This window comes from Arcticibacter svalbardensis MN12-7 (assembly GCF_000403135.1).
In the GTDB taxonomy this organism is placed as follows: domain Bacteria; phylum Bacteroidota; class Bacteroidia; order Sphingobacteriales; family Sphingobacteriaceae; genus Arcticibacter; species Arcticibacter svalbardensis.
In genome coordinates this window covers 37490-52107 of sequence record NZ_AQPN01000024.1, presented here as the reverse complement: position 1 = coordinate 52107, position 14618 = coordinate 37490, and the positions used below count along the sequence as shown (strand labels likewise).

Annotated in this window: 11 protein-coding genes; 2 read left to right on the top strand and 9 right to left on the bottom strand. The window is 38.5% G+C overall.

Features of this window, described 5'->3' with window-relative positions; genetic code table 11:
• Positions 1-91: 91 nt before the first annotated feature.
• From ADIARSV_RS03475 to recQ, 5 genes are all read right to left on the bottom strand, one after another.
• Positions 92-778, bottom strand: coding sequence for a response regulator transcription factor (locus tag ADIARSV_RS03475; protein WP_016193989.1), 687 nt, complete (start codon positions 776-778; stop codon positions 92-94).
• A gap of 103 nt (positions 779-881) precedes the next feature.
• Positions 882-1979, bottom strand: a complete 1098-nt coding sequence (locus ADIARSV_RS03470) for a TlpA disulfide reductase family protein (RefSeq protein WP_040298967.1) — start codon at positions 1977-1979, stop codon at positions 882-884.
• Complete coding sequence (gene gatB / locus ADIARSV_RS03465; RefSeq protein ID WP_016193987.1) at positions 1976-3439, bottom strand: Asp-tRNA(Asn)/Glu-tRNA(Gln) amidotransferase subunit GatB; 1464 nt, start codon at positions 3437-3439, stop codon at positions 1976-1978. The genes ADIARSV_RS03470 and gatB overlap by 4 nt, the downstream gene beginning before the upstream one ends.
• Positions 3440-3501: 62 nt before the next feature.
• Entirely contained in the window at positions 3502-4314 is an 813-nt protein-coding gene (gene kdsA / locus ADIARSV_RS03460; protein WP_016193986.1) for a 3-deoxy-8-phosphooctulonate synthase, read from the bottom strand.
• Positions 4314-6503 carry a DNA helicase RecQ gene (gene recQ / locus ADIARSV_RS03455; RefSeq protein WP_016193985.1) on the bottom strand — a complete coding sequence of 730 codons (2190 nt, stop codon included), beginning with the start codon at positions 6501-6503 and terminating at the stop codon, positions 4314-4316. Before recQ ends, kdsA begins: the two co-directional genes overlap by 1 nt.
• Before the next feature lie 94 nt (positions 6504-6597).
• Here recQ and ADIARSV_RS03450 point away from each other — a divergent pair, with 94 nt between their 5' ends.
• A complete protein-coding gene (locus ADIARSV_RS03450) occupies positions 6598-7563 on the top strand; it encodes a KpsF/GutQ family sugar-phosphate isomerase (protein WP_016193984.1) in 966 nt (321 codons plus the stop codon).
• A gap of 14 nt (positions 7564-7577) precedes the next feature.
• Positions 7578-8660 (top strand): mannose-1-phosphate guanylyltransferase, encoded by a 1083-nt coding sequence (locus tag ADIARSV_RS03445; RefSeq protein ID WP_016193983.1) that lies wholly within the window; start codon positions 7578-7580, stop codon positions 8658-8660.
• Between the two features lie 43 nt (positions 8661-8703).
• Here the strand turns inward: ADIARSV_RS03445 and ADIARSV_RS03440 are convergent, their stop codons facing one another.
• The 4 genes from ADIARSV_RS03440 to ADIARSV_RS03425 all read right to left on the bottom strand — a co-directional run bounded on the left by ADIARSV_RS03440 (position 8704) and on the right by ADIARSV_RS03425 (position 14617).
• Positions 8704-9303, bottom strand: a complete 600-nt coding sequence (locus ADIARSV_RS03440; protein WP_152439756.1) for a hypothetical protein — start codon at positions 9301-9303, stop codon at positions 8704-8706.
• 62 nt (positions 9304-9365) lie between these two features.
• Positions 9366-10694 carry a dihydrolipoamide acetyltransferase family protein gene (locus tag ADIARSV_RS03435; RefSeq protein WP_016193981.1) on the bottom strand — a complete coding sequence of 443 codons (1329 nt, stop codon included), beginning with the start codon at positions 10692-10694 and terminating at the stop codon, positions 9366-9368.
• Positions 10695-10740: 46 nt separating this feature from the next.
• Positions 10741-11988 (bottom strand): competence/damage-inducible protein A, encoded by a 1248-nt coding sequence (locus tag ADIARSV_RS03430; RefSeq protein WP_016193980.1) that lies wholly within the window; start codon positions 11986-11988, stop codon positions 10741-10743.
• Between the two features lies 1 nt (position 11989).
• On the bottom strand, positions 11990-14617 hold the full coding sequence (locus tag ADIARSV_RS03425) for a putative LPS assembly protein LptD (protein ID WP_152439755.1): 2628 nt from the start codon (positions 14615-14617) through the stop codon (positions 11990-11992).
• Between the last annotated feature and the right edge of the window lies 1 nt (position 14618).

Here is a 14618-nt window from a genome sequence, read left to right as displayed (position 1 = left end):
AAATTAAAGCGCTGCATTCCATTGACCTCTTGATTGGGGCTTAAGGAAAATGGAATGCAGCGTTTATATTTTTGGTGGTTAAAATTTAAATTTAAGCGTCGAATTTATATCCAACCCCTTTAACTGTTGCGACATAATCATCACCCAATTTCTCACGAACTTTGCGGATATGAACGTCAATAGTACGATTGGTGACCACTACGGAGTCTTCCCAGATATTTTTCAAGATCACCTCCCTGGTATATACTTTTCCGGGTTTAGAAGCCAGTAAATAAAGTAATTCAAATTCTTTTTTAGCAAGAGTTACCTTTGCTCCGCGTTGGTATACCAGGTAAGTTTCCCTGTCTATAACCAGATCGCCAATTTCAATTTTATTTTCAATTACATCTTCGGACTGTGTATTACGTCTTAAGATCGCGTTGATGCGGCTTACTAAAGCTCTTGCTTTAATAGGTTTTGCGATATAATCATCGGCACCGACATTAAATCCTGCAATTTCAGAATACTCTTCACTGCGGGCAGTAAGGAATACCATAAACGTGGATTTAAAGTCATTCATGGATCGCATAATCCTGCAGGCCTCAATACCATCCATCTTGGGCATCATGACGTCCAGGATGATTAGATCAGGATGAACTTTCTTTGCCTCGGCTATTCCTTCCTGACCGTTGCTGGCTGTGTAGACCTGGTAGCCTTCTTTTTTTAGATTATATTCAATCAGCTCCCTGATATCAGGTTCATCATCAACGACTAAGATCTTTTGTTTATTTGAACTCATGATTTTGTATTACGTTGCTAAAATAAAAGCTTAAATGTACTTAATCATTAAGTTAATATTAAGTAATTGTTAATACTTACTTTATCTTAACAGTATAATCAGTTTATTTCAACGTTTTCTTTAAGAATTCTTCAAGATCGGCACCCCTAAGATTCTTAGCTACAATGATTCCAGAGGGATCAATTAGGAAAGAAGCAGGAATCCCCTCAACCTGATACTGCCTAGCAATTTCGCTATTCCACTGTTTCAGATCAGATACATGGTTCCAATCCAATTGATCATCTTTGATTGCTTTCAGCCAGGCGGCTTTATCATTGTCCAGAGAAACGCCAAGAATAGTAAAGTTTTTGTTCTTATAGGCCTGATATTGTTTTACAATATTCGGATTCTCCTGGCGACAGGGTCCACACCATGAAGCCCAAAAGTCCAGCAACACATATTTACCCTTAAAATCTGATAATTTTACAAGATGTCCGTTAGGCGCCACACTTTGGAAGTCAATAGCAGGCTGACCTTTGGCAATTGGTTTTATCTTATTCATTTTGGCAATGAATTCCTGAACAGGTTTATTTGTAGAAAATTTACCCTTTAAACCTTCCGCATATTTGAGTAACTGATCTTCATAATCAACCGGATCGAGCATGCTCATGGCATAAAAGCCAGCAAGGTTATCACTATTCTTTGCGGCAAAGGAGAGAGACTCTTTTGCAAAAGCTTTCATATTTGCATCGAAAAGAGGGGTAAGCTTTTGCGAGACAGCATCTTTCTGTTCCGGATGAGCCGTTATCATTTGGTCGTATTGTGTTTTCAAATCCCCAAAAACCTTCCCATACTTATTGTTGATTGTGTTGAACTCCTTTAGGTTTTCAGCGTCCTCAGAGCCTTCGATGGAGTACTCTCCGATAGAACTTGTATAATCGGCTTTGAATTTCAATTCATCCCCATCCTGGGCAAGTAAAAGGTAATTCTTTGCATCTGCTACCAGGTAAAAAAAGTCAGGATCAGGAGATGGAATTTGGAAACGAAATTCACCTTTATCGCTCAACACTGCAGAATCGACCAGCAAATCCCCTTTATAGATCATTACTTTTTTAAGATTTTGAGCATTTTCGAGCTTGCCATCGATAGTAAATGCAGTTTTATTTTTACAAGATAAAAAGAGAGCAATGATGCTCAGGAGAAGTAGCAGGATTCGTTTCACTTTAATGATTTTAATTTTTCCAGAAGAAGTTTGTTTGCTGATTTGGGATCAATTTTCCCTTTGGAAATTTTCATAATGTCACCCATAAACAAGCCTAAAACGCCTTTTTTCCCTTTATGGTATTCCATTACTTTTTCGGGGTAGCGACTTACTACTTCGTCAATAAAACCGGTAAGCTCATCATCATCGGTATCGATAAAAAGATTTAAATCATGAACGAGCTGTGGTATAGATTGATTTTCTTTAGCCATTAAGGCTGGAAAAAGTTGCTGGACAGCAGCTGTATAGTTTATTTTAAGCTCTTCAACCAATTTTATTATGTCCGAAATGGGTTTTAAGCTGCTCCGCAAAATGGAAAGATCTTTCCCCTTCTCATTCGCATAAGATTGAAGAGGACCAGTAACCCAGTTAGCTGCTGATTTGTAGTATGGAGTATATAGGACGAGCTCTTCAAAAAAGTCGGCTACTCCCCTATCTGCTGTTAATAAGGATGCGTTATAATGAGACAGTTCGAAGTCTTTCAAGTAACGTTTAACTCGTTGTTCAGGTAATTCAGGAAGTTCTGCTTTAAGCTTTTGAATCCATTCCTCTGCTAAATCTAAAGGAGGGAGATCGGGTTCGGGGAAATAGCGGTAATCATTGGCCATTTCTTTGGACCTCAACACTGTGGTTACTCCTGTAGAGGCATTAAAATTGAGCGTATTTTGTTCTATACGTTCGCCTTTTTCAACCAGCTTTACCTGACGTTTAAACTCATAGTTCACTGCTCTTTGTAAATTCCTTATGGAGTTTAAGTTCTTCACTTCACAACGGGCACCATATTCATCAGTTCCTTTAAGCTTCACCGAGATATTGGCATCGCAGCGCAAACTTCCCTCTTCCATATTGCCATCGCAGATATCCAGATAGCGAACCAACTTCCTAACTTCAGTAACATAGGCAGCGGCTTCTTCTGCAGAGCGGAGATCAGGTTCGGATACAATCTCTATAAGAGGAACACCTGCCCGGTTTAAATCGATCAGAGAATATTTGTCGTCACGGTCATGCATACTTTTGCCGGCATCCTCTTCCATGTGAATGCGGTTGATCCGGATGTTCTTCTCGGAATTGTCTTTAACCTGGATGGTGATGAAGCCCTTTTGACAAATAGGAAGTTCATCCTGTGTGATCTGGTATCCCTTAGGCAGGTCAGCATAGAAATAGTTCTTACGGTCGAAGCGATTATGTTTATTAATGGTGCAGTTGGTAGCCCAACCCATTTTAACAGCATAAGCTACTACTTTTTCATTGACCTTAGGTAAGGTACCTGGCAGACCAACAGATATAATGCTGGTATGATCATTAGGATCGCCACCAAATGATGCAGAATCAGATGAAAATATTTTAGTTTTTGTTAAGAGTTGGGCATGAATTTCAAGACCAATAACGAGATCATATTTCGCCAGAACTTTCTCTGTCATTATATATGTACTTATTTTAAAAATTAAAGCTAACTCAAATATACTGTTTAAAGGCAAAAAAGCTACATAATAGCCTGCCTGATTCGTATTAACTTCTCTAATAAATGTTCCAAAGAATCAAGATGTAGCATATTTGCCCCATCAGATTTAGCATTTAAAGGGTCGGGATGGGTTTCAATGAACAAACCATCTGCACCTACAGCAATGGCTGCTTTAGCTATGGTAGCAATAAGACCCGGTTTCCCTCCTGTTATTCCATTTGGCTGATTGGGCTGCTGAAGTGAATGGGTACAATCCATCACTACGGGAACGCCAAAAGACCTCATTTCAGGAATCCCCCGAAAGTCTACAATAAGATCCTGATAACCGAACGTATTTCCCCTGTCCGTTAAAATAATATTAGAGTTTCCGGAGTCCCTGACTTTTTCTACTGCAAATTCCATTGAAGACGCAGAAAGAAACTGTCCTTTTTTAATGTTGACGGTTTTACCGGTTTCTGCAGCAGCAATAAGCAGATCGGTTTGACGGCATAAAAAAGCGGGGATCTGTAAAACATCCACATAACAGGCTGCCATGGCAGCTTCATGGCTTTCATGGATGTCGGTAACGGTAGGAATTCCAAATTCACTGCCGACCTTAGCCAGGATTTTAAGTGCTTTTTCATCACCAATACCTGTAAATGCATCAGATCTGGAGCGGTTTGCTTTTCGGTAGGATCCCTTGAATATAAAAGGAATTTTCAGCTTTTCGGTAATCATTACGATCCGTTCAGCTATTCTAAGAGCCATGTCCTCCCCTTCTATAGCGCAGGGGCCAGCCATAAGAAAAAAATTATTGGTATCGGTATTACGGATACGAGGAATTTGATTGATCATTAGTTTCCTAATTCTGATAAAAATTTAATTCGCATAAGCTGAAGTTCTTCGCGTGTGTAGTCATCTGATCCCAGCTCTTTTAAGGCGTTATCAATAGAATCTACTTCTGCAGTCTTAAAGTAATCATATACTTCATCCTGGCGATCCTCATCGATCATCTCGTCTATATAATAGTTCAGATTCAGCTTCGTACCTGAGTTCACTATAGATTCCACCTCACGAAGAATATCTTCATACGAGATTCCCTTGGAAGAGGCAATATCATCCAGTGCGATATGGCGGTCGATATTTTGTATGATAGAAACTTTAAGGGCAGATTTATTGGCAGCACTTTTAATGATAAGATCAATAGGTCTGTCAATTTCATTTTCCTCCACATACTTACTAATCAAGGCGACAAATGGAGCACCAAATTTCATTGCTTTCCCTTGTCCAACGCCTTGAATTTGTTTCAGTTCTTCTAATGAAATTGGATAATGCGTGCACATTTCATCCAGGGAAGGATCCTGAAAAATAACGAATGGTGGCAGGACCTTTTGCTTTGCCATCTTTTTACGAAGATCCTTCAACATTTTTAAGAGTTCCACGTCTATTGTTCCTCCTCCTTGTTGAGCGGCATCATCCGAATCATCTTCAGCTAATTCCATTTGTTTATTTAATACGAACTTAAGTGAATGCGGATTGTCGATAAAACCATTTCCTGATTTTGTTAAGCGCAGCAAACCGTAGTTATCAATATCCTTAGAAAGGTAATTATTGAGTAATGCCTGACGCATTAAAGATTTCCAAACTAAAAGGCCATCTTCTTTACCACTTCCAAAATAAGGAAGTTTATTATGATTGTAAGCGGTAATCTGTGAAGTATCCACTCCCATCAAAATATTGATAATATGCTGGTCGTCAAACTTCTCACCCAACTCACGGATCATAATCAGGGTATTCCTTAATTTCTCGCTAGCATCAAAGAAAGTACGCTGGGAACGGCAATTGTCGCACATGCAATTGCAACCGGCATCATCGAAGTTTTCACCAAAATAATGCAGGATCTGCTTGCGCCGGCATACTGCTGATTCCGCATAGTCAATTACTTCCTTTAAAATCTGTGTGCCTATTTCCCTTTCGGCAACAGGTTTATCCTTCATAAATTTAGCCAGTTTATCGACATCCTTTTCAGAGTAAAAAGCGACACAAACACCTTCGCCACCATCTCTACCTGCGCGGCCGGTTTCCTGATAGTACCCTTCCATACTTTTAGGAATGTCGTGATGAATAACAAAACGTACATCAGGTTTGTCTATTCCCATACCGAAAGCGATGGTTGCCACAATGACATCTACATCCTCCATAAGAAATTTATCCTGTGTATCAGCTCTTGTTTTAGGGTCCAGGCCGGCATGATAAGGAAGTGATTTTATACCATTCAGATTTAAAGCTTCTGAAATTTCCTCTACCTTCTTACGGCTTAAGCAATATATAATTCCTGATTTACCGGCATGGGTGTTGATAAACCGTACAATTTCCTTTACGACATTCCTTTTAATACGTACTTCGTAATACAGGTTTGGCCTGTTGAAAGATGATTTGAATAAGGTAGAATCATTCATTTGAAGATTCTTAACAATATCCTGCTGTACTTTGGGAGTTGCGGTGGCTGTAAGTGCTATAATTGGAATATTGTCGCCAATATTACTAATCACCTGACGGATCCGTCTATATTCGGGACGGAAATCATGTCCCCATTCAGAAATACAATGTGCTTCATCTACGGCTACGAAAGAAATCGTGATCAGACGCAAGAAATCGATGTTCTCAGGTTTCGATAGTGACTCCGGAGCCACATATAATAATTTAGTCTCCCCACTTAAAACGTCTTGCTTAACCTTTATGATCTCAGCCTTATTAAGAGATGAGTTCAAAAAATGGGCAATACTTTCTGTCCCACCAAATGCTCTTAACTGATCTACCTGATTTTTCATCAGTGCTATTAGTGGTGAAATGACAATAGCAGTACCTTCACTCATTAATGCCGGTAACTGATAACATATTGATTTGCCGCCACCTGTGGGCATAATTACGAAGGTGTCCCTTCTTTGTATGATATTAGTGATTATCGCTTCTTGCTCGCCTTTAAAATTATCAAAGCCGAAAAAATTCTGTAAATTATCAAATAATGATTTTTTAATCTCCATTGTCCTCTTAGGAAAAATTTAGAAAACCTAAACTTAACCCCAAAATAACATATTTTTGCCGTTAAATAGTATCTATTTCTAAAATAATTTCCAATTGAAAGCTACTGAGAACATATTACAGATTGCAAAAAGAACACTTCAGACCGAACTTGAGGGAGTTTCCGGACTTTTAGCCAAATTGAATAATGACTTTTGTGTTATTATCCAAACTATATTAATAAGCAAGGGGCGCGTGATAATTACAGGTGTAGGCAAAAGTGCATTAATTGCACAAAAGATTGTTGCTACACTTAATTCTACGGGGACACCAGCTATTTTTATGCATGCAGGAGATGCCATACATGGTGACCTTGGAATCATTCAGGATGATGACATTGTAATCTGTATTTCAAAAAGCGGCAATACGCCAGAGATTAAGGTATTGATTCCGTTACTAAAACTAGCAGGTAACAAACTGATTGGCATGGTTGGTGACCTAAATTCTTTTTTGGCACACCAGGCTGATCTTGTATTAGACACTACGGTTGAAAAAGAAGCCTGTCCGCTTAACCTTACCCCTACCTCAAGCACTACGGCTCAGATTGTTATGGGTGACATCCTTGCCATTTGCCTACTGGAAACAAGAGGGTTTAGCCGTGCGGACTTTGCCCGGTACCATCCTGGAGGATCACTAGGGAAACAATTATATTTAAAGGTAAGTGACCTCTATATTCATAACGAAAAGCCATGCATAAGTCCGGAAGCCTCGGCGAAAGAAGTGATAATAGAAATTACTAAAAATCGTTTAGGAGCTGTCACTGTTATTGAGGATCAAATCATTAAGGGTATTATCACAGATGGTGATATCCGGAGAATGATGGAGAAATATGAATCAGTAAATGGAATAAAGGCAAAAGACATTATGTATGATTCGCCCCGGACAATTGAAAGTGATGAATTAGCTGTTAATGCCCTCGCACTTATGCGAACAAATAATATCACACAGTTAATCGTCGTGGAGGCAAATATCTATAAAGGTATTATACATTTGCATGATTTATTAAGAGAAGGTATTATTTAACCTATATAGCTAAGATGAAGAACTATTATGCCATTATAATGGCAGGTGGAATTGGAAGCAGATTTTGGCCAATCAGCCAATCTGCACATCCAAAACAATTTATGGATATTCTGGGAACAGGCAAAACGCTTATTCAACAAACTTATGAGCGCTTTCTAAAGATTATTCCGGCGGAAAATATCTACATAGCCACTAATGATATTTATATTCCATTAGTCAAGCAGCAATTACCTGGCGTATCTCCAGATCAAATCCTTGGAGAACCTATTATGAAGAGTACAGCGCCTTGCATTGCCTACGCAAGTCATAAAATCAGCCTATTAAATCCTGATGCGGCAATAGTAGTATCGCCATCAGATCACTTGATTCTGGACATCGAAGAGTTTACAAAAAATATTCTTCTTTCGTTGGAGGTTGCATCCAGAAATAACTGTTTGATCACTTTGGGTATTAAGCCGTACCGTCCGGATACTGGCTATGGTTATATTCAATATACATCGCAGACTATGGAGAGTGATTATCATAAGGTTAAAACGTTTACTGAAAAGCCTAATATGGAACTGGCAAAAACGTTTGTTCAGAGTGGCGATTTCCTATGGAATGCAGGTATTTTTGTATGGTCGGTAAATTCAATTCTGTTAGCATTTGATGAGTTCTTGCCAGAATTGAATGATATTTTTAAGGAGGGGGCGGATAAATTGAACACTTCAATGGAAAATGCTTTTATCCATCATGCTTATTATCAATGTACCAATATTTCCATTGATTATGGAATAATGGAGAAGGCGCCTAATGTGTACGTGCTTCCCACTGACTTTGGCTGGTCAAATTTGGGTACCTGGTCATCGGTTTATGAATTAGCAGAAAAAGATTATTTAGGAAATGCAGTCATTCCATCAGACAAGGTGATGATGTACGATTCATCCAATTGTATGGTTAAAGTACCGAAGAATAAACTGGTAATATTACAGGGACTGGATGATTACATTGTTGTGGAATCGAATAATACCCTGTTAATTTGTCAAAAGACGCATGAACAAAGTATCAAGCAGATCTTATCAGATGTAAGATCAAAATTTGGAACGGCGTATAATTAAAGAATTAAACCATGTCCTGATAAGCAAGACATGGTTTAATTTACTAAATATGTTTGTGACGGCGATGCCCGTCTATGAACTTACTTACTCCAAATCCAAGGATCCAGGTGTCGTAAGATTTCCATTTAACATCATAAGAAAGCTCTGCTCCTACTTCCCATCCTCGTTTTAAGTGCCAGCCATAGTCTAGACCTGCAGTAGAAAGGAAAAGATTTTCCTCTTTAGCAAATTCCTCACCAGCGCCCAACATAAAACCTAGGTGTTTACCAGGTTTATAAGTACCTACAACTTTCGTTGCAATTGGAGTAGATCGTTCAAGCACCATATTATCTTCATTATTCAGGTGCTCTTCAACAGCAAAGTCTTCCAGAATCAAGTCATTATGCAACCCTACTGCCCAGTGCGAGTTGAGTACATAGTCCACATTCATTGCCCAGGAAGCCATTACCAACCACTTTTTATCACCTTCTGCAATCCCTTCATGAACATGGGCGTGGCCCATTGCTACGGTAATCTTATATCCTTGTTCTTTCTCTGTTTCTTCTTTTTCAACAGTTTGAGCAAAGATGTGCCCCGTAATTCCAGGAAAAGCTAAAAGGATTAAAGCAATCAACGTACATTTTAAATAAAAAATTCTCATCATTTCTTGTATTTTATGCAAAAGAACAGTTTTGCTCCTTGTATAAAATGATGAGGATCATTATTCTAGATCGTATAATTCATATCCCAGTTTTCAAGATACTCTGCTACCCTTTTAATAAACATTCCACCTAATGCCCCATCTACTACACGATGGTCATAGGACATGGATAAAAACATTTTATGACGGATGGCTATTACATCGCCAAATTCTGTTTCCATAACAGCTGGCTTCTTCTGAATAACACCTACAGCCAATATAGCAACCTGTGGTTGATTAATAATAGGCACACCCATTACATTGCCGAATGATCCGATATTAGTCAGGGTAAACGTTCCGTCCTGAACATCATCAGGTACTAGTTTATTTGCACGTGCCCTACCAGCAAGGTCATTTACAGCGCGTGTTAATCCAATCAGACTAAGTTGGTCTGCATTTTTAATCACCGGAACAATTAAGTTTCCTGATGGTAAAGCAGCCGCCATTCCAATATTGATATTTTTCTTTTTTATAATTTGAGTTCCATTAACTGATACGTTGATCATAGGCATTTCACTGATCGCCTTTGCAACAGCCTGGATAAAGATAGGCGTATAGGTTATTTTTTGTCCTTCACGCTTTTCAAAAGAAGATTTAATTCTTTCTCTCCATTTAACTATGTTAGTTACATCAACCTCAATAAATGAGGTCACATGAGGGGCAGTTTGTTTACTCATGACCATATGCTCGGCAATTATTCGCCGCATACGATCCATTTCAATTATTTCATCGCCACCTGAGATATGAATTACCGGAGATGGGGCATCAGAGATAGAAGAAGCTTTAACTTCTGTTTGTGGATGAGCCTCTATTTGCTGTTCATGGACTACAGGCTTTTTATGACCCTTGATATAATCTAAAATATCTTGCTTGGTTACCCGGTTCTCTAAACCAGTTCCTGTAATTTCATCCAGCTGTTCCAGAGAAATACCCTCTTCGGCAGCAATACTTTTAACTAGAGGAGAGTAGAAGCGGGAGGCATTTTCAAAATTGAGGTGTACTGTTTTTTCTGGAGATACCTGATCAATTCCGGGTGCTTTAATTTCTGCTTCATCCGGTAAGGGAGTAGTATTTTGAAGAGGTTTCGCTATATCCGATACAGGCGAAGTAATTTCTTCCGTTTCAATCAAAGCTAAAACTGCTCCAACATTAACAATATCATCTATTTTAAATGATTGAGATATTAACTTGCCTGAAACGGGAGAGGGAACTTCAGAATCGACCTTATCTGTAGCAATCTCTACTACAGGTTCATCTTCAAGGATAGTATCGCCAGGATTTTTAAGCCATTTTATTATAGTGGCTTCGGCAACACTTTCACCCATTTTCGGAAGAACTAATTCAAATTGAGCCATACGAGTTGTAATTGGGAATAGCTGCAAAATTACACCTTTTTAGCACTTAAGCGTATTCTTCCCGAACTAATTTAAGAAGTAAGATAATTGAATTTATAGCAGCGCGCTCAATATTTTGGACCCGCCTTCCTGGAAATTTATACTTTTGAGTGATTGTTTTTGATTTACCTGATACTGCAACCCACACTGTACCAACCGGCTTGTCATCTGTTCCACCGTGCGGACCCGCAATTCCGCTTATGGCAATAGCATAATCTGAAGCAAAATTATGGACTGCACCCTGAGCCATTTCTATAACCGTTTCTTCACTTACAGCACCAAATTTAGCCAGTGTTTCAGTCTTAACACCTAGCATCTTTTCTTTTAACTCATTCGAATAGGTTACAGCTCCACCTAAAAACACGGCACTCGAGCCACTATGTTGGGTAAATAAATGGGACAAATAACCTCCGGTACAGCTTTCAGCAACTGAAAGTTTCAGATTCTTTTCGCTCAGAATATCCAGTACAGCCTTTTCGAGAGGTTTATCTTCACTGATAACCACATATTCAGGAATAAGCGCAACGATTTCATCGACAAATTGTTGAACTTCTGCCTTTAACAGATCTTTATTCCCCCCATAAGCACTTAAGCGCAATCTGACCTGGCCCAGTTTAGGAAGATACGCCAGTTTGATATGAGCAGGAAGTTTATTTTCTATAGGGGCAATGGCCTCTGCAAGGAAAGATTCGCCAAGCCCTGCAGTCAGAATAGTATGATGCACGATCGCAGAAAGCTGGAAGAAGGCGTTCACTCTAGGTATAACCTCCTCCTCAATTAAGTACATCATTTCAAATGGTACTCCGGGTAGGGAGACATAAATTTTAGATTGATCCTCAAACCACATCCCTGGTGCTGTGCCATTTTTATTTCTTAAAACGATACAGTTCTCCGGAACATCGGCCTGTTGTTCATTAATAGCAATTAGAGGGCGGTTATTGGCAGCAAAGATTCTTTTAACATCTTCTAGTGCTCCTTCATCTCTTTTGAATCCTACATTAAAATACCCAGCTAATGTCTTCTTTGTAATGTCGTCATTTGTAGGTCCCAGTCCCCCTGTAATAATAATAAGGTCTGCTCTTTTTGCCGCAGCATGCAAGGCCTCTAGTATGTGTTCTTTTTCATCTGAAACAGATGTAATTTGCTTAATACGCACGCCATTTTCATTTAGCTTCGTAGCGATCCATGCGGAATTGGTATCCACAATCTGACCGATTAATATTTCATCACCTATTGTAATAATTTCTGCAAGCATGTTAATAATTTAGTGGTAGTGCACTTCTTTTTTTCAATTTCAGATCCTGAAGAATGGAGGCTCTGACTCTTATATCAAAACTGTAACTCTTATACGTTCCAAAGGGAGTCCAGCCAAAGGACATATCCCAGCAATGCAAGTCACGGTTAATTGTAAATCGTGTTAAACTTATTTCATTTGCTTGAAAATCATAACCAGAGTTAAACTGAACTTTCCACTTCGGTGTGACACTTAAGTCGCCGCTAAAATTCAAGGTATTAGTAATCGATGACTTAAATTCAGGTTTAGAATAATTAAAGCTATAGGATGCGCTAAAATTCCAGGGGATCGTAAAGTCAACATAGTAATTTGGATTATTTAGAATATTACGTATGTCCTGCTGCTGTGAAGGTGTTATATTGGGGTCATCTTCTTTCTCTCTGAGCTCGTCATTCCTTTTTTTCAAAGCGGCAGAATTGAAACTAAAATCGGTAGACATGCTAAAACTTGTCAACCTTGCTAATTTCCCATTCTTAAGCATAAACTTATTGACGCGGTAAGCTAATCCCTGGTTATCTGTCTCTAGCTGATATGGATCAAAATTTCCCTGAAAGCTTAAACCTATTTTTTGTTTAAAAAATGCAGTACGGCCTCCAAAGCTGATATTGGACAAATTAAATTCCTCCGCTGCAAAATTATAACTCCCATTAAAAGTTAATCCCTGTACAATAGGGATTTTCTCATAAGCAGTACTCGTATCGCTTTTGGACTTAACTTTGGCTTCAATATTATTATCTAATGAAAATCCAATTGCAGCACTTCTACCCATACCCGGGCCACCGTAAACAGTACTTTCGAACCGGGAATATCTCAATGATCTTTTTACTGAATCTTTAAGCTCTTCGCTAGAGTTATTCTCAATATCTTGAAAAAATCCATATTTAGAGGCACTGAAATCAGGCGTATAGTTAAAATTAACAGAGGGGGTCATAACATGTCTCAATGCAACAAGATTCCCTTTTTTGAAAGTTTTCATCCCATAAACCTTCGTTGAAAACCCACCATTTAAGCTGTAATTGTAGTTACGTGCAAAACCTGGTATCGTGTCCGTAACGATATCTCCTTCAGTATTCAATGCCTTATGTACAGTTTGGAAAGACCACCTTTCTGTATAAGCCACACTGGTATTAAATTGTAAAACTTTTAAAGCATTGAATGATAAACTAACAGGGATATTATGCTGAAACCCGTTTTTAAACTTCTTTAGGTTTTCTTTATTAAATAATCCAGTTTCCTGAGCATCTAGTGTATTTGATCCTTCGGAGTTATATCCTACAGTAATCTTCTGATACCACTTTTGCTCTCCAACACGATCTTTTGAATCGAAAGGATTTAAAGTAGTCATACTTAAACTATACTGAGGCAAAGTAAGATTGACTGTTTTAGCACTTATATCCTGCCTGCTTGACAATGCAGATGTAAAATTAAATAAACCATCAAAAAACGTTCTGCCGTAAGCCACACTGGATGACATACTATTCTTAATCAAAGAATTATAATCGTATGTTCCGGCTGCACCAGTCTGTTGAAAGTAAGAACTAGTTCCAAAATTGACATTCGCACTTAAAGTCGTACCAGGATTGGCAGATTGATCCTGTGAGTGAGTCCATTGTACATTAAATTGCTTTGAAGCGCTATTACTAGGTGTTCCTTCCACCCCATCAGGGTCTTTTATAGAGGAATAACTCAGGTTCACACTTCCGCTATATTTATAATTCACTTTATATCTAGCGGCAGTAGTTAAATCATAAGAGCCTTTACTATAAATTGTTCCCAGAATATCTGCATCCCAATAATCATTCAGACCTAAATACCAACCTATCCCCTGCATATAAAAGCCTCGGTTTGCATCTTCACCGAAACTGGGGAACCTAAAACCGGAAGCACGTTTATTCATCTTTGGAAAAAATCCAAATGGAAGGCCTATTGGTAAAGGTATATGCTCTATTTCCAGATATGCCGGTCCGCTAATCACTTGTTTATCAGTAATCAGACCTTTTGTAATATGTATCCCAAAATGAGTATAAGGTTCAGGAAGGCTACAGGTACTGTAAATTCCATTTTTTATAGATACTTCATTATATTGATTCTTTTTTGATTGCCGAGCCTGTATAAATCCTCCATCCATGGAAGTCGCCGTACCATAGAGTTTTGCCTTTTTGGTATCAGAATTAAGAAACAAAGAATCTGTAGTAACCGGTTCCTCCGAACCCTGCTTAAATATAGGACGGCCACGGTAAACTCCATACTTATCTGTTACACCACGTGCAAACAATAATTTATTTTTCTGATCAATTCTGATATAATCAGCGTCAAGTTCCAAATCTTCGTATGAAACACGACCCTTACCGAATAAATAGATCGTATTTCCATCAATACTAAAACGAATGGAGTCTTCCGCTGTATACTTGATTTCAGAATTTAAATCAGATTTAGAATTTTTTCCTAAACTGTCCGTTTTAGTGGTGTCAGTTCTGCTGGAATCGATATTAACCGTATCGGAACCAACAGTTCGGTTAGGTTTGATAGTAGGTTGAGCGATTAGTTTGACACTAACCATCAATGAAAAGAGAATGAATATATATCTCACA